This is a genomic window from Chromobacterium sp. S0633, from assembly GCF_024158805.1.
In the GTDB taxonomy this organism is placed as follows: Bacteria; Pseudomonadota; Gammaproteobacteria; order Burkholderiales; family Chromobacteriaceae; genus Chromobacterium.
The window spans coordinates 58120-78583 of record NZ_JAMZGH010000026.1 but is presented as its reverse complement, the minus strand read 5'-3'; the positions used below and the strand labels follow the sequence as shown (position 1 = coordinate 78583).

General features: G+C 65.8%; 18 protein-coding genes. 5 read left to right on the top strand and 13 right to left on the bottom strand.

Going from position 1 to position 20464, the window contains the following annotated elements; all coding sequences use genetic code 11:
- Positions 1–253: 253 nt before the first annotated feature.
- On the bottom strand, positions 254–1081 hold the full coding sequence (locus NK214_RS16175) for a LysR family transcriptional regulator (RefSeq protein WP_253314987.1): 828 nt from the start codon (positions 1079–1081) through the stop codon (positions 254–256).
- Positions 1082–1196: 115 nt separating this feature from the next.
- Here NK214_RS16175 and NK214_RS16170 point away from each other — a divergent pair, with 115 nt between their 5' ends.
- Positions 1197–1919 (top strand): SDR family oxidoreductase, encoded by a 723-nt coding sequence (locus NK214_RS16170; RefSeq protein ID WP_107801234.1) that lies wholly within the window; start codon positions 1197–1199, stop codon positions 1917–1919.
- 46 nt (positions 1920–1965) lie between these two features.
- Here the strand turns inward: NK214_RS16170 and NK214_RS16165 are convergent, their stop codons facing one another.
- The 5 genes from NK214_RS16165 to NK214_RS16145 all read right to left on the bottom strand — a co-directional run bounded on the left by NK214_RS16165 (position 1966) and on the right by NK214_RS16145 (position 8840).
- Entirely contained in the window at positions 1966–2730 is a 765-nt protein-coding gene (locus tag NK214_RS16165; RefSeq protein ID WP_107801233.1) for a DeoR/GlpR family DNA-binding transcription regulator, read from the bottom strand.
- Positions 2731–2788: 58 nt separating this feature from the next.
- Positions 2789–3883 carry an NAD(P)/FAD-dependent oxidoreductase gene (locus NK214_RS16160; RefSeq protein WP_253314986.1) on the bottom strand — a complete coding sequence of 365 codons (1095 nt, stop codon included), beginning with the start codon at positions 3881–3883 and terminating at the stop codon, positions 2789–2791.
- Positions 3884–3962: 79 nt separating this feature from the next.
- A complete protein-coding gene (betT, locus tag NK214_RS16155) occupies positions 3963–5987 on the bottom strand; it encodes a choline BCCT transporter BetT (protein WP_235085715.1) in 2025 nt (674 codons plus the stop codon).
- 150 nt (positions 5988–6137) lie between these two features.
- Complete coding sequence (locus NK214_RS16150; RefSeq protein WP_253314985.1) at positions 6138–7526, bottom strand: aminopeptidase P family protein; 1389 nt, start codon at positions 7524–7526, stop codon at positions 6138–6140.
- A gap of 105 nt (positions 7527–7631) precedes the next feature.
- Positions 7632–8840, bottom strand: a complete 1209-nt coding sequence (locus NK214_RS16145; RefSeq protein ID WP_253314984.1) for a benzoate/H(+) symporter BenE family transporter — start codon at positions 8838–8840, stop codon at positions 7632–7634.
- A gap of 115 nt (positions 8841–8955) precedes the next feature.
- Here NK214_RS16145 and NK214_RS16140 point away from each other — a divergent pair, with 115 nt between their 5' ends.
- A complete protein-coding gene (locus tag NK214_RS16140; protein WP_253314983.1) occupies positions 8956–10383 on the top strand; it encodes a PLP-dependent aminotransferase family protein in 1428 nt (475 codons plus the stop codon).
- 49 nt (positions 10384–10432) lie between these two features.
- Here NK214_RS16140 and aroG read toward each other — a convergent pair whose 3' ends face one another.
- From aroG to NK214_RS16110, 6 genes are all read right to left on the bottom strand, one after another.
- Positions 10433–11494 (bottom strand): 3-deoxy-7-phosphoheptulonate synthase AroG, encoded by a 1062-nt coding sequence (gene aroG / locus NK214_RS16135; RefSeq protein WP_235085726.1) that lies wholly within the window; start codon positions 11492–11494, stop codon positions 10433–10435.
- A 232-nt stretch (positions 11495–11726) separates the two neighbouring features.
- Positions 11727–12137 carry an RNA polymerase-binding protein DksA gene (gene dksA, locus NK214_RS16130; protein WP_019102526.1) on the bottom strand — a complete coding sequence of 137 codons (411 nt, stop codon included), beginning with the start codon at positions 12135–12137 and terminating at the stop codon, positions 11727–11729.
- A gap of 284 nt (positions 12138–12421) precedes the next feature.
- Entirely contained in the window at positions 12422–12727 is a 306-nt protein-coding gene (locus NK214_RS16125) for a c-type cytochrome (protein WP_107801226.1), read from the bottom strand.
- A 92-nt stretch (positions 12728–12819) separates the two neighbouring features.
- A complete protein-coding gene (locus tag NK214_RS16120) occupies positions 12820–13401 on the bottom strand; it encodes a YggT family protein (protein WP_107801225.1) in 582 nt (193 codons plus the stop codon).
- An 8-nt stretch (positions 13402–13409) separates the two neighbouring features.
- On the bottom strand, positions 13410–14213 hold the full coding sequence (gene proC, locus NK214_RS16115; protein ID WP_107801224.1) for a pyrroline-5-carboxylate reductase: 804 nt from the start codon (positions 14211–14213) through the stop codon (positions 13410–13412).
- A gap of 53 nt (positions 14214–14266) precedes the next feature.
- Entirely contained in the window at positions 14267–14959 is a 693-nt protein-coding gene (locus tag NK214_RS16110; RefSeq protein WP_227105727.1) for a YggS family pyridoxal phosphate-dependent enzyme, read from the bottom strand.
- A 268-nt stretch (positions 14960–15227) separates the two neighbouring features.
- On the opposite strand from NK214_RS16110, the gene NK214_RS16105 reads away from it, so the two are divergent.
- Positions 15228–16265, top strand: coding sequence for a type IV pilus twitching motility protein PilT (locus NK214_RS16105; protein WP_043589321.1), 1038 nt, complete (start codon positions 15228–15230; stop codon positions 16263–16265).
- Positions 16266–16311: 46 nt separating this feature from the next.
- Positions 16312–17448, top strand: a complete 1137-nt coding sequence (locus NK214_RS16100; protein WP_048412756.1) for a PilT/PilU family type 4a pilus ATPase — start codon at positions 16312–16314, stop codon at positions 17446–17448.
- Positions 17449–17589: 141 nt separating this feature from the next.
- On the opposite strand, the gene NK214_RS16095 is transcribed toward NK214_RS16100, so the two are convergent.
- A complete protein-coding gene (locus NK214_RS16095) occupies positions 17590–18177 on the bottom strand; it encodes a TetR/AcrR family transcriptional regulator (RefSeq protein WP_107801222.1) in 588 nt (195 codons plus the stop codon).
- Positions 18178–18511: 334 nt separating this feature from the next.
- On the opposite strand from NK214_RS16095, the gene NK214_RS16090 reads away from it, so the two are divergent.
- On the top strand, positions 18512–20428 hold the full coding sequence (locus tag NK214_RS16090; protein ID WP_107801221.1) for a diguanylate cyclase: 1917 nt from the start codon (positions 18512–18514) through the stop codon (positions 20426–20428).
- Positions 20429–20464 lie beyond the last annotated feature (36 nt).

Below are 20464 nucleotides of genomic sequence, written 5' to 3'. Positions count from 1 at the left end.
GCGTCGGCGATACGGCGTTGAAAACGGCATTCAGAATGCTCATGTACCACACGTACATTCCGCTTTCTCGGCTGTTTTCGCCTTGTCTCGCTCTAGCTCGCGAGACTTTGAACAGGTTCTAAGACCAAGCGCGGCTGACAAAACCGCTGATGCCGTGCTGCGCCGGCTTGCCGTACTCAAGGCACTGCCTACGTCGGCGCGTCTTGCCTCAGCCGTAAAACTGAGTTTTGTCAGCCGCTGTTAAAACAGCTCCTCAGCCGCCGGCCAGGCCTTGTTTCAAACGGGCCAGCGCCGGCTTGGCCAAAGCGTCCGGCGCGTAGCACAGGCCGACGCGGCGGCTGAGCGCCGCCTGATCCAGCCGGCAGCTCCACAGGCCGGACTGGTCCAGGGCCAGCCCCTGCGGAACGAAGGCGACGCCGGCGCCGGCCGCGGCCAGCGTCGCCGCCTGTTGCAGGGTGGCGCAGCGCGCCGCCACCGCCAGTTCCCGCGCCGCCTCGCCCAACAGGCTGGCGAAGCGCTGGTGCGACGGATGGTCCGGGCAGGCGATCAGGTCCTGGCCCAGCAGTTGTCCCGGCCGCAGCAGCGGCTGTCCCGCCAGCGGCGCGTCGGCGTGCATCGCCAGCACATAATCCTCTTCCCACAGCGGCAGGAACAGCTCGTCCTCGCAACGATTGGCCTCCTCGTCCAGCCGCGCGTCGCCGGCGCAGCCCGCAGCCAGTTCCAGCAGCAAGCCGTCCACCGCGCGGTAGGCCGCCGCCAACACGCGCGCCACGTCGGCCTGGCCCAGGTCCGCCGCCACTCCCAGCGTCAGCGGCAGGCAGTCCTGCCGGCCGCGAAACAGCTGTGTCAGGCTGTCGGCTTCTTCCACCAGCCGCCGCGCCGCCGGGTACAGCAGCCGGGCGGCGTCGGTTACTTCCACCCCGCGCGGCTGACGCTGGAACAGCGCGGCCCCCAGCTGTTCTTCCAGTTGCCGGATGGTGGCGGACAGCGCAGGCTGGCTCAGGTAGAGACGCGCCGAGGCCTGGGTGATGTTGCGCTCTTCGAATACGGCGATGAAGGCTTTGAGCGAGCGAATATCCATAAATTAAACCGATGGCAGCAAGTGGAATAAACAATTTTTCGTGGAATCGTCAGCGAATTATAGTGCTGCTCAAGGATTTGATATCAGTTATTTCTATTGCTAAAGGAGAAGTTCCATGAGTAAGGCTCTCATTGTCATCACCGGCGCCAGCTCCGGCATCGGCGCCGCCACCGCCCGTTTGTTGTCGCAACAAGGCCATCCGCTCTTGCTATTGGCGCGTCGGGTGGAGCGGCTGGAAGCGCTGGCCTTGCCCAATACCTTGTGCCGTGCGGTGGACGTGACCGACCGCGCCCAGCTGGCCGCCGCGGTGGCGGAGGCGGAGGGCCGCTTCGGGCCGGTGGACGCCATCGTCAACAACGCCGGCGTGATGTTGCTGGGACAGATGGCCGAGCAGGCGCCGGAGGAGTGGAAAACCATGTTCGACGTCAATGTGCACGGCCTGCTCAACGGCATCCACGCGGTGCTGGGCGGCATGGTGGAGCGCAAGCGCGGCACGGTGATCAATATCAGCTCGGTGGCCGGGCGCAAGACCTTTCCCAACCACGTGGCCTATTGCGGCACCAAGTTCGCGGTGCACGCGATGTCTGAGAATCTGCGCGAGGAAGTGGCGGACCACGGCGTGCGGGTGGTGACGATAGCGCCGGGCGCGGTGGACACCGAGTTGCTGTCGCATACCAGCAGCGAGGCGATCAAGGCCGGTTACGAAGCCTGGAAACAGGAGATGGGCGGCGTGTTGGCGGCGGAAGACGTGGCCAGCGCCATCGTCTACGCCTATCAGCAGCCGCAGAATGTGTGCATTCGCGAGATCGTGCTGGCGGCGACGCGGCAGCAGCCCTGAGACGCGGCGCAAGGCGGACGGACCTTGAGCGGGCTCCGAGGCCGGCTCAGTCCGCCACGTACAATTGGGTATCCGCCTCCCGCATCAGCTCGACGACGGCGGGCGGCGGCGGCTGGTCGGTGAACAGCGCGTCGATCTGCGACAGATGGCCCAGCTCCACCAGCGCCGGGCGGTCGAACTTGCTGTGGTCGGCGGCCAGGAAGACATGGCGGGATTGCTGGATGATGGCCTCGGCGCTGCGCACCTCGCGGTAGTCGTAATCGCGCAGCGTGCCGTCCAGCTCGATGCTGGAAATGCCGATGATGCCGTAATCGACGCGGAACTGGCGGATCAGCTGCACCGTGGCCTCGCCGGTGATGCCGCGGTCGCGTTTGCGCAGCATGCCGCCCAGCACGATGACTTCGCAGTCCGGGTAGTCGCACATGGTGTCCGCCACGTGCAGATTATTGGTGATCACCCGCAGGCCGCGGTGCTGGTGCAGCGCCTTGGCCACTTCCTCGGTGGTGGTGCCCAGATTGATGAACAGCGAAGCGTTGTCCGGGATGTGGCGGGCCAGGCATTCGGCGATGCGGCGCTTTTCGTCTATGCACAGCACCTGCCGCGCCTGGTAGGCGACGTTCTCCACGCTGGACAGCACGCTGGCGCCGCCGTGATAGCGTTGCAGCAACTGATGCTCGGCCAGCAGCGCGATGTCGCGGCGTATGGTCTGCCGGGTGACGGAAAAATGTTCGGCCAGCTTTTCCACGCTGACGTAGCTGTCGCGTTTGACCATGGCCAGCAATTCCTGCTGGCGTTGATTCAGAATGAGCATAGACTGCGAGGCGGCGGGTTGGGACGGTTCGATTGTAAGCGGACAACTCGTCCCGGCGCTATGCCGTCAGCGTCGCCGCCGCATATTCGGCCAGCGCCAGGCTGGCGGTGAGGCCGGGGGATTCGATGCCGTAGAGTTGGAGCAGGCCGGGCACGCCGTGCTGCGCCGGGCCCTGGATCAGAAAGTCCGCGTCCGGCGCGCCGGGTCCGGCGATCTTGGGGCGGATGCCGGCGTAGGCCGGCGCCAGCGCCTGTTCCGGCAGCGTCGGCCACCAGCGGCGGACGCCGGCGTAGAAGCGCTCCGCGCGCGCCGGGTCCACTTGGTAGTCGATGGCGTCCACCCATTCCAGGTCCGGGCCGAAGCGCGCCTGGCCGGCCAGGTCCAGCGTCAGATGCGTGCCCAGGCCGCCGGCTTCGGGCAGCGGGTAGATCAGGCGCTGGAACGGCGAGCGGCCTTGCAGCGCGAAATAGACGCCGCGCGCGTAATAGGGCGTGGGAATGGTTTCACGTGGAACGCCGGCAATGCTGGCCGCCGCCCGCGGCGCCCACGCGCCGGCGGCGTTGACCGTCAGCCCTGCGCGTAGCCGCATGCCGGCGATGTTCAGCTCCAAACCGTCGCCGCACACGCGGCCGTCTTGCAGCGGGGAGTTCAAGGCCAACGTCGCGCCGTGGGCCTCGGCGTCGGCCAGCAGGGCCAGCATCAGGCCGTGGCTGTCTATTATGCCGGTGGACGGCGACAACAGCGCGGCGCGGGCCTGCAAGGCCGGCTCCAGCGCCTGAAGCTGTTCCGCGTCCAGCCAGCGCAGATCATCGACGCCGTTGGCGGCGGCGCGCTGTTGCAAGGCTTGCAGCCGCGGCAGTTCGGCCTCGTTTGCGGCGACGACGAGCTTGCCGCAGCGCCGGTGGGCAATCGCGCGCTGGGCGCAGTAGTCGTACAGCTGCCGGCGGCCGGCCACGCAGAGCCGCGCTTTCAGGCTGCCGGGCGGATAGTAGAGCCCGGCGTGGATCACTTCGCTGTTGCGGCTGGACGCATGCTGGCCGATGGCGCTTTCCGCTTCGACGATGAGGACTTCGCGGCCGGCCATCGCCAGCTGCCGCGCCACGGCCAGGCCGATCACGCCGGCGCCTATCACCACGCATTCCACGGTTTCCATCGCGCTTCCCATCATGCCGGATTGAATAGCGCATGGTGCGACGCCGCGGCGGCGGCGTCCAGCCCGGCGGCGCGGAAGCCTATGAGGCGGCGGACTGCGCTTGCCGGCTGAGGTGGAGGTAGTGCAGATGCCGTTCGTACTGGTCCAGGATGTCGGCGATGATCTGTTCCTTGTGGTAGCCCCACAGGCTGTAGCCCTGGCTGCCGTCCTGCAAGTGCACTTCCAATCGGCAGTAATGGCCGGGCGCGGCGCGGATGGCGAAGGAGGGCGTGGCCGCCATGGCGGCCTGGATGCGGTAGCGGAAGGCGGCGTCGCCGTCGCCGGCGATGAGCAGGCCCAGCCGCGGCAGGCCGGTCTGCGGGTCTGTTTCCTGTTCCAGCCGCGCCTTGGCGCCGCGCTGGCGCAGCGCGGCGCAAACCTCGCGCAAGGCCGGGAGACAGCTGTGTTCCAGCATGGTCCGGGTCTGGTCCGCGTCCGGATAGCTCATCGCCCGGCTCAGCCGCTGCTGCCAGTTCAGCCGCGGATCGGAGTGGGCGTAGGTGCGGCCGGACAGCGAGCCGGCCAGGCTGGCCTGGCGGCTGTCTTCGCGCATGCCTTCGCGCCGCAGCGCCTTGTACAAGCCGGCCATAATGAAGAACATCACGAAAGAGAAGGGCAAGCCCATGATGATGGTGGCGTTCTGCAGCGTGGGCACGCCGCCCACCATCAGCATGGACAGCGTCAGGATGCCGATGGCCAGCGACCAGAAAATGCGCAGCCACTTGGGCGCGTCGCTGGCCGGGTCCTTGAGGATGGAGGTGAAGTTGCCCAGCACCAGCGCGCCGGAGTCGGCCGAGGTGACGTAGAACAGCAGACCGGTGACGGTGGCGAGCAGGGCGCTGAAACCGGTCCACGGGTATTGCGCCAGCAGCGAATAGAACGCCCGTTCCGGCGTTTCCATCGCGGTCTTGCCGAAGCTCTGGTTGCCAGCCAGCACCAGGTCCAGCGCGCTGTTGCCGAAGATGGAAATCCAGATCAAGGTGAACACGAAGGGGATGACCAGGGTGCCGATGATGAATTGGCGCAGGGTGCGGCCGCGCGAGATGCGCGCCAGGAACAGGCCGACGAAGGGCGCCCAGGCCACCCACCAGGCCCAGAAGAACAGGGTCCAGGCGTTCAGCCAGTCCACCGGGCGCTGGAAGGCGAAGGTGTTCAGGGTCATGCCGGCGAAGCCGTTCAGGTAGTCGCCCACGTTCAGCACCAGGCCGTTGAGCAGGAACACGGTATTGCCGCTGAACAGCACGAACAGAATCAGCAGGATGGCCAGCAGTACGTTCAGCTCGGATAGCCGGCGGATGCCCTTGTCCACGCCGGAGACCACGGACAGGGTGGCCATCGCCACCGACAGCAGGATCAGCAAGGCCTGCGCCAGCACGCCTTCCGGAATGTCGAACATGAAGCGCAGGCCGTAGTTGAGCTGCACCACGCCTATGCCCAGCGAGGTGGCGATGCCGAAGATGGTGCCGAGCACGGCGGCGATGTCGACGCCGTGGCCGAGCGCGCCGTGGATGCGGCGGCCGAAGATGGGATAGAGGGCCGAGCGGATGCTGAGCGGCAATTGATGGCGATAGCTGAAATAGCCCAAGGCCATGCCCATCAACGCGTACATCGACCAACCGGTGATGCCGTAGTGGAACAGGGTCCAGGACATGGCCTGGCGCGCGGCGGCGTGGGTGCCGGGCGCGCCCTCGGGCGGAGCCAGCAGGTGGGTGACCGGTTCGGCCACCGAGAAAAACATCAGGTCGATGCCGATGCCGGCGGCGAACAGCATCGCGCCCCAGGTGAACAGGCTGTATTCCGGCCGCGAATGGGCCGGTCCCAGCTTGATGCTGCCAAAGCGGGAACAGGCGATGACCAGGACGAACAAGACATAGAGCGTGGCGGCCAGGAAGTAGTACCAGCCAAAGCCTTCGGTGATCCAGCCCAGCACCTGGGCCATGACGCGGGCGGCGGCGTCGGCGTCCAGCATCGCCCACAGCGCCAGCGCCAGAATGCAGCTGGACGAACCGAGGAACACCGTGCGGTTGAGGCGGTCTGTCGCCCCGGTTTCCGGTAATGCAGCCATGTAGGGGTCTCCCGATGCTGACGCAAGGAAAGACCGACACTAGCATCGGCCCGCGGTGGGGGCTGGTCAGAATGCGACGCGGGGGCGAGCGCAGGCGACCGGGCGTGAAAAAGCCGCCCATGGGCGGCTGGAAGGCGGGAGCGGCGGGTTTCAACCGGCCATCGCGGCTTCGACTTCTTCCACCGTCTTGGGAATCGGCGCGCCCAGCACGCGGCTGCCGTCGGCGGTGACCAGCACATTGTCTTCGATGCGGATGCCGCCGAAGTCCTGGTATTCGCGGAATTTGTCGTAGTCGATGTACTGGCTGTGGCGGCCTTCGGCGGCCCAGGCTTCGATCAGCGCCGGGATGAAGTACATGCCGGGCTCCACCGTCACCACCATGCCTTGTTTCAGCGGCTTGCCCAGACGCAGGTAGCCCAGGCCGAACAGCGGGCTGCGCTCGGTGTCCTCGCCGTAACCCACCAGGTCTTCGCCCAGGCCTTCCATATCGTGCACGTCCATGCCGATTTGATGGCCAAGGCCGTGCGGGAAGGCGATGGCGTAGGCGCCGGATTCAACGATATCGTTGGCGTCGCCCTGGAAGAAGCCCAGCGCGCTCATTCTTTCCACCATCAGCCGCGCGGACAGCTTGTGCACGTCCAGATAGCGCACGCCCGGCTTCATCGCCTCGATGGCGGCCAGCTGCATGTCCAGCACGATATTGTACAGTTCGCGCTGGCGCGGGCTGAACTTGCCGCCCACCGGGAAGGTGCGGGTGATGTCGCTGGCGTAGCCGCCGCCGGAGGTACAGCCGGTGTCGTTCAGCGCCAGGTCGCCGCTTTCCAGGCGGTTGTCGTGGTGATGGTTGTGCAGCACTTCGCCGCGGCGGGAGAAGATGGACGGATAGGCCAGCTGCCAGTCGCGGCGGCGCATGATGCCTTCCATCTCGCCCACCACCTCGTATTCCATCACGCCGGGTTTGGCGTGGCGCATCGCGGCGACGTGCATGTCGCGGGTCACCGCCAGCGCCGCTTCCATTTCGGCGATTTCTTCATCGCCCTTGATTTCGCGCAGCGCCACCACGGCATGGGTCAGCGGCGCGGAGAAGCCGTCCTTGACCTTGGCCGGATGAACGTCCAGCAAGCGGCCCATTTCAATCAGGGTCTCGCCGCGGTACGGCGCCAGGTAATGGACGGCGCGGCCGGCGGCGCGCGCGGCGCTCAGCGCGGAGGCCAGTTCGGCGTAGCCGCGGCTGTGTGTCAGGCCGGCCAGCGCGGCGCGTTCGGCCAGGCTGGGCAGCGGGCCGGTCCAGACGATGTCGGCCACGTCCGGATCGTTGCCGAACAGCGTCGCTTCGCCGCTGTCGGCGTCGATGAGGCCGGCCAGGCCCGGTTCGTTCAGGCCGAAGAAATAACGGAAGCTGGAGTCCTGCACGAAGGGCAGGGTGTTGTCGTGATAGTTCATCGGCGAATCGACATTGCCGACAAACAGCAGCAGGCCGGACAGGCCGGCCGCTTGCAGACGGGCGCGGCGTTGCGCGTATACGGTGGCAGCGAACATGGTTTCCTCGAGGGTGGGCAGGGTCCGCCCGGTTCGGTCGCCGCGCGGAATATTGTATCCAGTCCCTTAACTTATCATGCCCGCCGCCGGGCTGCCAGTGCCGGTTCAGCCGCGCTGGCCGACGGCGGCTTCGGCCTGCCGGGCCTTGGCCGGACGCAGGATCAAGGCCACCGCGCCGCCGGCCAGCAAGGCCCACAGCGGCGCGCCCAGGCCGGCGATGCTGACGCCGGAGGCCGCCACCACGAAGGTGATCAGCGCCGCTTCGCGGCGGCCCTCGTCGCTTAGCGCCGCGCTCAAGGAGGACGCCAGGGTGCCGAACAGCGCCAGCCCGGCGGCGGTGGCCACCAGCGCCTTGGGCAGGGTCAGGATCAGGCTGGCCAGCGCGCCGCCGGCCGCGCCTATCGCCAGATAGAGCGCGCCGCAGATCACGCCGGCCACATAGCGGCGTTTGGGATCGGGGTGGGTTTCCGGTCCGGTGCAGATGGCGGCGGTGATCGCCGCCAGCACCACGCCGTGGCCGCCGAAGGGCGCGGTCAGCATGGACACCGCGCCCAGCAGCGACACCGGCGAGCGGGCCGGGATGCGGTAGCCGGAGGAGGCCAGCACCGCCATGCCGGGCAGGAATTGACCGGTCAGCGCCACCAGCGCCAGCGGCAAGGCCAGATTGAAGAAGGCGCTCCACGACCATTGCGGCGTGGTGAACAGCGGACCGCCGCCGCCTCCGCCGTGGGCCGGCAGCGGCTGGAACAGGCCTTGCGCCGCCGCCAGCAGCAGGCCCAGCAGGATGGCGGCCGGCAGCGCGTAGCGCGGGAAGAAGCGGCGGCCGACGAAGAACAGCGCGGCCATGCTGACCACCAGCAGCGGATCGTGGCCGGCGGCGCTGGCCAGTTCGGCGACGAAGCGGAACAGGATGCCGGCCAGCATCGCCGCCGCCAGCGCGGCGGGGAACACCTTCATCAGCCGGTCGAACAGACCGCTGACGCCCAGCAGGGTGACGATGGCGGCGGCGGCCAGGAAGGCGCCCACCGCCTCGCCGTAGGGCACGCCGGGCAGGGCAGCCAGCAGCAGGGCCGCGCCGGGGGTGCTCCAGGCGGTGATCACCGGCGCTTTCCAGCGCCAGGACAGGTAGAGGCCGGCCACGCCGGAGCCGATGGACACCGCCCAGATCCAGGAGCCGAGCTGGGCCGGGGACAAGCCGGCGGACTGGGCGGCGTGGACGATGATGAGGAAGGGGCCGGAATAGCCGACCAATAAGGCCAGCGCCGCGGCCAGCGCGGCGGAGGGCGACAGGTCGCGCCAGAAGGTGGACGGCATGATGCGCTTTCTTGCGATGAAAAGTAGGGCCAGCCTAGCGCAAGCGCCGCGCCTCGCCTTCCCACAGCCGACGCAAACAGTTTATGCTGCGCACAATCTGTTCTATATAACAGCGATGACTGATTCCCTGTATCTACGCATTGCCGCGGACATCGAGCGCGGGCTGGACAGCGGCGAGTACCCGCCCGGCAGCCGGCTGCCCTCGGTGCGCCGCCTGGCCGCCCTGCACGGCGTCAACGTCTTGACCGCGCTGGCGGCTTACCGCCATCTGGAGCGCCGGCAACGCGTCAGCGCCCGGCCGCGCGCCGGCTTTTTCGCCGCCTTGCCCAGCCGCGCGCAGCAGGCGCATGCCCGGGACGACGGCTTGCCGTCGGCCGCGACCCTGGTGCGGGTGGATAGCCGCATGTCGCAATTGATCGAATGGTCGGGCCTGGACATCGGCACTCAGCTGCACATGGCGGAAGCGCACGGCAGCATGTATCCGGCGGCGGCGCTGGCGCGTCGGCTGCAACAGACGCTGAACCAGCGGCCGGAGCTGATCGGCGCCTATCTGCCGCGCGGCGAGCAGGCGCGGCTGCATCGGCTGGTGTGCGGGCTGGCGGCGCAGTGGCAGCTGGCGCTGGAGCCGGACGCCATCCTGTTCACCCACGGCATCACCGAGGCGATCAGCCTGTCGCTGCGCTTGCTGACCCGGCCGGGCGACACCGTGGCGGTGGAGACGCCGGTGTACTTCGGTCTGCTGCAAACCCTGGAGGCCCTGGGACTGAAAGCGCTTGAAATCCCGTGCACGCCGGACGCCGGCCTGTCGCTGGAGGCGCTGGAGTTCGCCTTGCGCCACGGACCGGCGCCGCGCTGCCTGGTGACGGTGACCAATTTTCAGAATCCCACCGGCGCCTTGATGCCGGATGAAGCCAAGAAGCGCTTGTTGCAGCTGGCTTACCGTCACGGCCTGACCATCATCGAGGACGATGTGTTCGGCGAGCTTTACTTCGGCGAGCAGCATCCGACGCCGCTGAAAGCCTGGGACAGCCGCGGCGAGGTGATTTACTGCTCGTCCTTCACCAAGAGCTTCGCGCCTTCGTTCCGTCTGGGCTGGCTGTCCGGCGGCCGCCATCACGCGGCGCTGGCGCGGCTGAGCAATAGCAGCAGCCTGGTGAGCTCGGCCTTGTATCAGGGCTTGTTGGCGGATGTGTTGGCCGACGGCGACTACGCGCGTTTCGCCGAGCGTTTGCGGCGGCAATTGGCGCGGCAGATGGGCCAACTGGCCGGCGCGGTGCTGGCGGCCTTCCCCAAGGGCACGCGGCTGCGGCGGCCGCAGGGCGGTCTGTTGCTGTGGGTGGAATGTCCGGAAGGGCTGGACGCGGGCCGCTTGCTGGAGCGGGCGCTGGCCGAATCCATCAGTTTCGCGCCGGGCTTGGTGTTTTCCGCCGAGCCGCGTTTCGGCCACTGCCTGCGGCTGAACTTCGGCCAGCCGTGGTCGCCGGCGCTGGCGCGGGCGATCGCCACCCTGGGCCGCCTGGCCGGCGAGCAGCTGAGCCAATGAAAACGGCGGAGCGCATGCTCCGCCGCGAGGCTGTCGGTTTGGCGCCGGCTCAGTCTTGACGCGCGCGGCGCGCCTTCACCGCGTCGGCCAGCGTGGTCAGTAGTTTTTCCGTGTCGTCCCAGCCGATGCAGGCGTCGGTGACGCTCTGGCCGTAGGTCAACTCGCAGCCCGGCTTCAGGTCCTGGCGGCCTTCCACCAAGTGGCTTTCCACCATCACGCCGAAGATATTGGCGTTGCCGGCGGCCAGCTGGCCGGCGATGTCGTCGGCCACTTCCATCTGACGACGATAGTCCTTGCGGCTGTTGGCGTGGCTGAAATCCACCATCAGCTTTTGCGGCAGGCCCACGGAGACCAGTTCCGCCGCCGCGGCACTCACGTGCTCGGCCGAGTAATTGGGTTCCTTGCCGCCACGCAGGATCACGTGGCAATCCGGGTTGCCGCCGGTGGAGACGATGGCGGAGTGGCCGGTCTTGGTCACGGACAGGAAATGATGGGGCACGCTGGAGGAGCGGATGGCGTCCACGGCGATCTTCAGATTGCCGTCGGTGCCGTTCTTGAAACCCACCGGGCAGGACAGGCCGGAGGCCAGTTCGCGGTGCACCTGGCTTTCGGTGGTGCGCGCGCCGATGGCGCCCCAGCTGATCAGGTCGGCGAAGTACTGCGGCGTGATCATGTCCAGGAATTCGGTGGCGGCCGGCATGCCCATGTCGTTCAGGGTCAGCAGCAGGCGGCGCGCGATGCGCAGGCCGCTGTTGATGTCGAAGGACTCGTTCAGCAGCGGATCGTTGATCAGGCCTTTCCAGCCGACGGTGGTGCGCGGTTTTTCAAAGTAGACGCGCATCACTACCACCAGCTCCTGCGACAGCTTGTCGCGCAGCGGCGCCAGCTTCTTGGCGTACTCGATGGCGGCTTCGGTGTCGTGGATGGAGCAGGGGCCGATCACCACCAGCAGGCGGTCGTCCTCGCCGCGCAAGAGCGCGGAGATGTCGCGGCGGGCGGCGTAAATCACCTCGGAGGCGGCCTCGGTGATCGGCAGTTCGTACAGGTGGGCGATGGGCGGCAGCAATTCCTTGATTTCGCGGATTCTGACGTCGTCGGTCTGGCGTTGCATAAAGGCGGCTTCCTTGCTATTTCAGTTTTTGCATAGCAGCAAGATAACCGGATTCCACGACGCTAGACAAGCGGCCGGCCTGCTTTAATGCCCTAAATTCATACTAGATGATCGTTAGGGATAAGCTATCGGCTCCCGATTTATCTGCTTGTTTTTCTTGGACGAGGGACAGGCGGACATGAAAAACGCCCCGGATGCGGCCAGGGCGTTTTGCGGGCGAGAGCCGGAACGGTCAGTCGGCGTACTGACGCTTCATGCGTTCGCGGCGTTCCTGGGCTTCCACCGACAGCGTGGCGGTGGGGCGGGCCATCAGGCGGCGCAGGCCGATCGGTTCGCCGGTGTCTTCGCAGAAGCCGTAAGAACCGTCTTCGATCTGGCGCAGCGAGGCCTGGATCTTTTGCAGCAGCTTGCGCTCGCGGTCGCGGGTGCGCAGTTCCAGCGCGTATTCCTCTTCCAGCGTGGCGCGGTCAGCGGGATCCGGCGTGGCTTCCTGCTCTTGCAGGTGATTGGCGGTCGCATTTGCGTTAGAGAGCAACTCCTGCTGCATCTGCAACAACCGGTCTTTGAAAAACTCAAGATGGTCGGCGTTCATGTAATCGTCGCCGGTCCAGTTGAGGATATCCTGTTCGGTTAGTTTGGCCATAATAGGTGCTTCCAGCATAGAGTTGGCAACAGGCGGAGAAGATTACCGGCGCCCCGCTATTTCTGCAACTGTCTTAGGCGCTTAGGTGATATTAACTCCCTGCTGCTGACAATCGGTATAGCGTTGTTTCACTCCGGTAACAAGCCTGAGGCATCGTTAAAAGGGTATTGGCGCAACAGGCTAAGACATAAAATGTCCCGGACAGTTCAAAGGCGGCAATGCGCCGCCTTTTTCCGGGAGCCGGCGCGCCGTGCGGCGTGCCGGGTTTCTAGCGTAGGGATGGCTTATTTCAGCGACAGCACCCACTTGGCCAGCGCGCGCAGGTCCGCGTCCGGGATGTTCGGATGCGGGGTCATCGGCACCGGGCCCCACACGCCGGAGCCGCCGTTCTTGATCTTGGCCATCAGCATGGCTTCCGCGCCTTTCTGGCTGGCGTATTTCTTGGCCACGTCCTTATAGGCCGGGCCGACGATCTTCTTGTCCACCGCGTGACAGGCGGTACAGCTGTATTTTTGCGCCAGCTGCATATTGGCGAAGGCGGGAGCGGCGGCGGCGCTCAACAGGGCGGCGGCGAGCAAGGCTTTTTTCATTGGAAGTCTCCTGGTGTGGTGATGCAAATCGGTTGCCAAACGAGCGGCCGCAAAGCGCGGCCGCGAAAAAATATGACAAATAACCTGAATTGCTACAGTACTACCTTGAGTTGGGTCAAGAAGCTTGCTTCCAGCATGCGCACCGGCAGCATCAGGATCACCTGGATGATCAGGAGCAGCACCAGCGGCGACAGGTCCACGCCGCCGATATTGGCCTTGCGGAACGGGCGCAGGAAGGGCCGGGTCAGCGCGTCCAGCACCGGCATCAGCGGGTTGTAGGGGCTGACCCAGCTGAGCACGGCCTGAACGATGACGCTGCCCATCAACAGGGTCAGCGATTGCTTGAACACTTCCAGCAGCGACAGCAGCGACAGCGCCACCCAGACCTGCGGAAAGGTGAAGACTTCCGGCACCGAGCTGAGCAAGGTGACCAGCACATTGGACAGCAGCGCCACCAGCCAGGCCAGCAACATGGTGGCGCTGTCGTAGCCGCGCATCGCCGGCACCAGCTTGCGCAGCGGCAGCACCGCGAAATTGGTGGCGGCCATCACGAACTGGCACAGCGGGTGTTTGAACGGCGCGCGCGCCACTTGCAGATAGAAGCGCAGCAGCAGCACCAGCACGAACAGGCCGCAAAGGGTGTGGATCAGAAAGCGCAAAGTGTCGAAGAACATGATGTGGCTTAGTCCTGGCTGAGTTGTTGGCCCATTTCGATGGAGCGGTCGCGGCAGTCCAGCGTGCCGGCGATGATGGCCTGCTTGACGCCTTCCGCCTCAAAGCGGGCGATGGCGCGTTCGGTGGTGCCGCCCTTGGACATCACATTGGTGCGCAAGGCGGCCACGGACAGCGGGCTTTGCTTGGCCAGTTCCACCGCGCCTTCGAAGGTGGCCAGCACCAGCCGGCGCGCTTCCGCTTCGGAAAAGCCGGTTTGCTGGGCGGCTTCTATCATGCTTTCGATGAAATAGAACACATAGGCCGGGCCGCTGCCGGACACGGCGGTGACGTCGTCGATGCGTTGTTCGTTTTGCAGCCAGACGGTGATGCCGGCCGCCTGCATCACGGTGTTGGCGTCCTGGCGGTCGTCTTCGCTGACGCCCACCGAGGCGAACAGGCCGGACACGCCCTTGCCTATCATCGCCGGGGTGTTGGGCATCACCCGCACCACGCGCTTGCTGCCCAGCCAGCGGCATAGCGCGTCCAGGCGGATGCCGGCGGCGATGGAGATCACCAGCGCGCCGTTGAGCCTGGGCTCAAGCTCCAGGCACAAGTCGCGCAGATGCTGCGGCTTGACCGCCAGCACCACGATGTCGCCGATGCCGAAGGCGTCCGGCAGCGCCGCGCCGCCGCTGACGTCGTATTCCTGGCGCAGCCGTTCCACTTTGCCGGCGTCCGGGTCCACCACGTGGATGCGATGCGCCGCCTGCTTGATCAGGCCGGCGATGATGGCGTTGGCCATATTGCCGCCGCCTATGAAGGTAATCCGCATGCTTTTTCCTTATAAACCGGCCTGAAACCGCTATCGTTTCAAGCCGATGTCATTCAATGATAATGGCGCGCGCCGAAAATGGCCGTGCCCACCCGCACCAGGGTGGCGCCTTCGGCGACGGCGACGGCCATGTCGGAGGACATGCCCATGGACAGCGTGTCCAGCGCCAGCCCTTCGGCGATCAGGCGTTCGCGCAGCCTGCGCAGCTGGGCGAACTGAGACGCCAGCCGCGCCGTGTCCTCCGTGGGTTCCGGGATGCACATCAGGCCGCGCAGGGTCAGACGCGGCAAGGCCGCCACCGCGCGCGCCAGTTCCAGCGCCTGCTCCGGCGCGCAGCCGCTCTTGCTGGCCTCGCCGGACACGTTCACCTGAATGCACACGTTCAGCGGCGGCAGCGCCGCCGGACGTTGCGCCGACAGCCGTTCCGCGATTTTCAGCCGCTCCACCGAGTGGGCCCAGTGCGCCAATTCCGCCACCGCTCGGGTTTTATTGGATTGCATCGGGCCGATGAAGTGCCATTCGATCTCCAGGCCGGCCAGCGCCTCGGCCTTCTGCTGCAATTCCTGCACGTAGTTTTCACCAAAGGCGCGCTGGCCGGCAAGATAGGCTTGCTCGATGTCCGCGGCGGGGAAGGTTTTGCTGACGGCCAGCAAGCGCACCGATCCCGCCGGACGGCCGGCGGCGTGTTCCGCGTCCGCCAGGCGTTGGCGGACTTGCTGCAAGGGTTGGGAGATGGAGTCTGTCATGGCGTCGAGAAATGGTTTGCTGCGGGCGGTGAGGCTTGTTGCCCGGGTTTGGGGTTTCTACAAAGAATCATGGCCGCGCATCATTAATAATATGGGGTGACGGCGATATCCCAAATGGCTGAGTTGAGCTTACAATCAGCGCCAGAGCCGGAAATGCCGGGGTCTCGTTCGGGCGCGTCGCCGACGCGGGCGGTTCTTCATTATTTTTCAAGTGGTCGCCTGGCGGCTGAAACCATGGCGGCGGCGCAGTCATCGTGGAGATTATATTATGGAAATTTCGGAGCTCTTGGCCTTTACGGTCAAGAACAAGGCGTCCGACCTGCACCTGTCCGCCGGGCTGCCGCCGATGATCCGGGTGAACGGCGACATCCGCCGCATCAACCTGCCGCCGATGGACCACCATGACGTGCACGACATGGTGTACGACATCATGAACGATTACCAGCGCAAAATCTTCGAAGACACCTTCGAGTGCGACTTTTCCTTCGACCTGCCCGGCATCGCCCGCTTCCGCGTCAACTCCTTCGTGCAGAACCGCGGCATGGGGGCGGTGTTCCGGGTGATTCCGTCCAAGGTGCTGTCGCTGGAGCAGCTGGGCGCGCCCAAGATCTTCCAGGAAATCGCCGCCTTTCCGCGCGGGCTGGTGCTGGTGACCGGCCCCACCGGCTCAGGCAAGTCCACCACGCTGGCGGCGATGATTGATTTCATCAACGACAACCACTTCTCCCATATCCTGACCGTGGAGGATCCGATCGAGTTCGTCCACGACAGCAAGAAGTGCCTGATCAACCAGCGCGAGCTGGGCTTGCAGACCCACAGCTTCGCCAATGCGCTGAAGTCCGCCCTGCGCGAAGACCCGGACGTGATCCTGGTGGGCGAATTGCGCGATCTGGAAACCATACGCCTGGCGCTGACCGCGGCGGAAACCGGCCACCTGGTGTTCGGCACCCTGCACACCAGCTCCGCCGCCAAGACCATAGACCGTATCGTCGACGTGTTCCCGGCCGGGGAAAAGGAGATGGTGCGTTCGATGCTGTCCGAATCGGTGCGCGCGGTGATCGCCCAGACCCTGCTCAAGACCAAGGACGGCAGCGGGCGGGTGGCCGCGCATGAAATCATGCTGGGCACCCCGGCGATCCGCAACCTGATCCGCGAAAACAAGATCGCCCAGATCAACTCCATGATCCAGACCGGTCAGCAGCACGGCATGCAGACGCTGGACCAGTGTCTACAGGAGCTGGTGCGGCGCAATATGGTGTCGCCGGCGGACGCCAGACAAAAGGCCGCCAACAAGGATCAATTCTGAGCGGGCGCTGCGCTACACTAGAAACGGCGACCCGCGGGACCTCATCATGGAAAAAGACCAGGCTTCCAAGTTCATACTGGATCTGCTGAAGCACGCCACCGGCAAGAACGCCTCCGATGTCTTCATCGCCGCCGATTTCCCGCCGGCGATGAAGATAGACGGCAAGATCACACCGGTGGCGCCGCAGCCCCTGTCCGCCCAGCACACCAAGGAATTGGTGCGCGCGGTGATGAACGACCGGCAGACCGAGGAGTTCGAAACCAAGAAGGAGGCCAACTTCGCGATCAATCCGCCGGGCCTGGGGCGCTTCCGCGTCAGCGCCTATGTGCAGCAGGGCCACGCCGGCATGGTGTTGCGCAAGATCAACACCGAAATCCCCACTTTCGACCAGCTCAACCTGCCGCTGGTCTTGCGCGACATCGCGCTGATCAAGCGCGGGCTGGTGATCTTCGTCGGCGGCACCGGCTCGGGCAAATCCACCTCGCTGGCCGCGCTGGTGGACTGGCGCAACAGCCACAACCACGACCACATCATCACCATCGAAGATCCGATCGAATACGTGCACCAGCACAAAAAGTCCATCATCACCCAGCGCGAGGTGGGCGTGGACACCGATGATTGGGACATCGCCTTGAAGAACACCCTGCGCCAGGCGCCGGACGTGATCCTGATGGGCGAGATCCGCGATCGCGAAACCATGGGCTACGGCTTGCAGTTCGCCGAAACCGGCCACCTGTGCCTGGCCACGCTGCACGCCAACAACGCCAACCAGGCGCTGGACCGCATCCTCAACTTCTTCCCCGAGGAGCGTCATCAACAGGTCTTGATGGATTTGTCGCTGAATATGCGTTCCATCATTTCCCAGCGGCTGGTGCCGATCAAAAGCGGCCGCGGCCGGGTGGCGGCGGTGGAAATCCTGCTCAACAGCCCGCTGGTGTCCGACATGATCTTCAAGGGCGAAATCGCCGGTCTGAAGGAAGTGATGGGCCGCTCGCGCGAGACCGGCATGCAGACCTTCGACCAGTCCTTGTTCGAGCTGTACGAGGCGGATCTGATCAGCTACGAGGACGCTCTGCGCAACGCCGACTCCATCAACGATCTGCGGCTGAAGATCAAGCTTTACAGCGAAGGCTCCAAGTCCAGGGACCCGCTGGAAGGCATAGACCACCTCGACATCGTCTAAAGAGGCTGTTTCCTACCTGCTGCGCTGCGCGAGATCTCGCGCGGCGGCTAGGTCTCAGCACGCTCACGCGCCGTGCGCTCCTTCCGTTTCTTCCGCCGCAAGGTTTTGTCTCGCGCTTGTCCGCGAGGTTTTGAACGGGTTCTACGCCCGGGCTTGCAGGGCCAGCGCCGCCGCCGCGGTTTTCAGCAGCCGGTCGGACAGCGTCTCGTCCGAGATGGCGCGGGACAGCAGCAAGGCGCCCACCATCAGGGCCAGGCAGGCTTCGGGCGCCAGCGCCGGCCGCGAGCCGGCCGCCGTGTCGCATTGTTGCGCCTGGCGCAGCGTGTGCAGCAGCGCCTGCAAGCCTTCGGAAAACGCCTGGCGCGTGGCTTTGTCGTGGCGGGCCAGCTCTCCGGCCAGCGCGGCGGCGGCGCAGCCGGAGTCCGGAAAGTCGCGGTGCGCCGCGCTCAGATAATCCTTGGCCAGCCGTTTCAGCCCGGCGCCGTTGGGCGCCTGCTCCAGTTGGGCCTGCCAAATCTCGTTCATGTCCAGCAGCGCCTGGCGACAGGATTGCGCCACCAGATCGTCCTTGCTGTGGAAGTGGGCGTAGAAACCGCCGTGGGTCAGTCCCAGATCGGCCATCAGATTGGCGATGCCGACATTGGCCACGCCTTCGGCTCGAAAACGCAGCGAGGCCATGGTCAGGATCCGTTGACGGGTTTCGGTCTTGTGAGTTGAGCTGTAGCGCATCGTTGACCTTCCTGTTCGGCTAGAGGGTGGCGCAACGCAATGACGAAGCGGTGATTCCGTTTTAGATGATAGCTATCATTTATTCAATCGCGATGTGAATCAGCAAGATAGCCCGCCCGCACCCTGTGAGTGTGGCAGTCAAGAAAGCCAAGGAATGACGGCGGAATTTATCCAATATATCTATATTGACTAAAAAGCGGCGTTTCCCGCCTTGCTCCCCGTTCCGGGGACGGCCCGGAACACCGGTCGCGCTCAAGCCGGCGCGCGGGGGACGGATGGTTTCCCCCATTCGCCGGCCGTCGCGGCTGTGCGCTGAGGGAGGGTGGAGACAAGCATGCAGCGATGGAGGGATGCCGCCGCGGGCTTTTGGGCGGCCGCATGGCGGCAGCTGAGCGTGGCCGCGGCCTATTGGGGCTTGGCGCGGCTATTGATGGCCGGCTTCATGAATGCGGAAACCTGGCTGACGCCGGCCTGGTTTCCGGCCGGTCTGGCGATGGCGGTCGCCTTGCGCGGCGGCCAGCGCTACGGCATGGGGCTGGCGGCGGGATCTTTGCTGTTTAGCCTCTTGTCGCGCCAGTTGCCGCTGGCGGACGCCTTGTTGATCGCCGGCGCCAATACGGTGGGCAGCTTGTTGGGCGCCTTGCTGGTGCGCTACCGCTGCGGCCGGCGCCTGCCCTTGCACAGCCTGTCCTATGTCCAGGCCTTCATCGCCGGCGCGGCGCTGGCCGCGGCCGTCGCCGCCATGGGCGGCACGGCGGCCCTGCTGCATGGTCAGCCGCAACTCTTATTGCCGCTGGGGCGTCACTTCATCGCCTGGTGGCTGGCGGACCTGGCCGGCATTTTCAGCCTGACGCCCTGTCTGCTGCTGTTGAGGCGCGCGGTGACAGGCGAAGGCCACGGCGGCCTCGGCTCGCTGGACGGTTTGACCGCCTGGCTGACCTTGCTGGTCGCCGGCCTGGCCATGCTGGGCATAGACGACAGCACCGGACGCTATGCCGCCCTGCCTTATTGCTTCAGCCTGCCTCTGCTGTGGTTCGCGTTTCGCCAGCGCTTGCGGCTGGCCCATGGCCTGTCGCTGGGGATTTTGCTGCTGGCTCTGGCCGGCGGCGTGTCCGGCCACGGCGCTTTCGGGCACGGCGAGCAGGCATTGCTGACTCTCAGCATGCTGATGCTGATCCAGACCACCACCTTGCTGGTGTTCGGCGCGCTGGCGGTGGATCTGCGACGCACCGAGGCCAGGCTGCGCGGGGTCAACCGCCAATTGGAGGGCAAGGTCCGCGCCCGCACCCGCGAACTGGCGGACAGCGAGGCGCGCTTGCGCCTGATGGCCGACGCCGCGCCCTTCCCCTTGGCGATGAACCGTTTGCAAGGGGGCGAGCTGATCTACGCCAATGCCCGCGCCGAGGAGCTGTTCCGCGAACGTCTGGCGCCCGGGCGGCCGCTGCGGGTGCAGGACTTCTACGTGGATCCAACCGAGCGCGAGCGCGTGTCCGCGCTGCTGCGTGTAGGCGGTTGCGTGCGCGACCGCGAAGTGCGGCTGCGCGCCGCCGACGGCCGGGAGTTCTGGGCGCTGATCTCCTGTTCCGTGGTGAGGGCCGACGACGGCTGGTTCGTGATCAACGGCGTCAACGACATCAGCGAGCGCAAACAGCTGGAGCAGGATTTGCTGCAGGCCAACCAGGCGCTGCGCCAGAATCTGAATGAAATAGAACTGCTGCAGCAGGGCTTGCGCGAGCAAGCGTTGCGCGATCCGCTGACCGGCCTGTTCAACCGCCGTCATCTGGACGATATTCTGCCGCGCATCCTTAGCCATATGCTGGCGGTGCACAGGGACGTGGCGGTGTTGATGGTCGACGCCGATCATTTCAAGCAGATCAACGACCGGTATGGCCACCCTTGCGGCGACGCGGTGCTGACGGCGCTGGCGGCGCATCTGAGCGACGCCTTCCGCAGCGGAGACATCGTTTGCCGCTACGGCGGCGAAGAGTTCTTCATTCTGCTGCCCGGCGCGTCGCTGAACGACGCCTACGCCAAGGCGCGCCAGCTGTGCCACGATGTGCGCGTTCTGCCCATCGTGGCCGGCGGGCACGATATCCGCGTCACCTTGTCGGTGGGGCTGGCGCTGTGCCCGCTGCACGGCACCGACGCCGGCAGCGTGGTGGCCGCCGCCGACGCGGCCTTGTACCGCGCCAAGAAGGAAGGGCGCGACCGGGTGTGCGTGGCGGATCCCATGCGTCCGCTGGTGTCCTGACGCTCCGGCTTGGCGGCCTGGCGCGTCGGGGGCGGT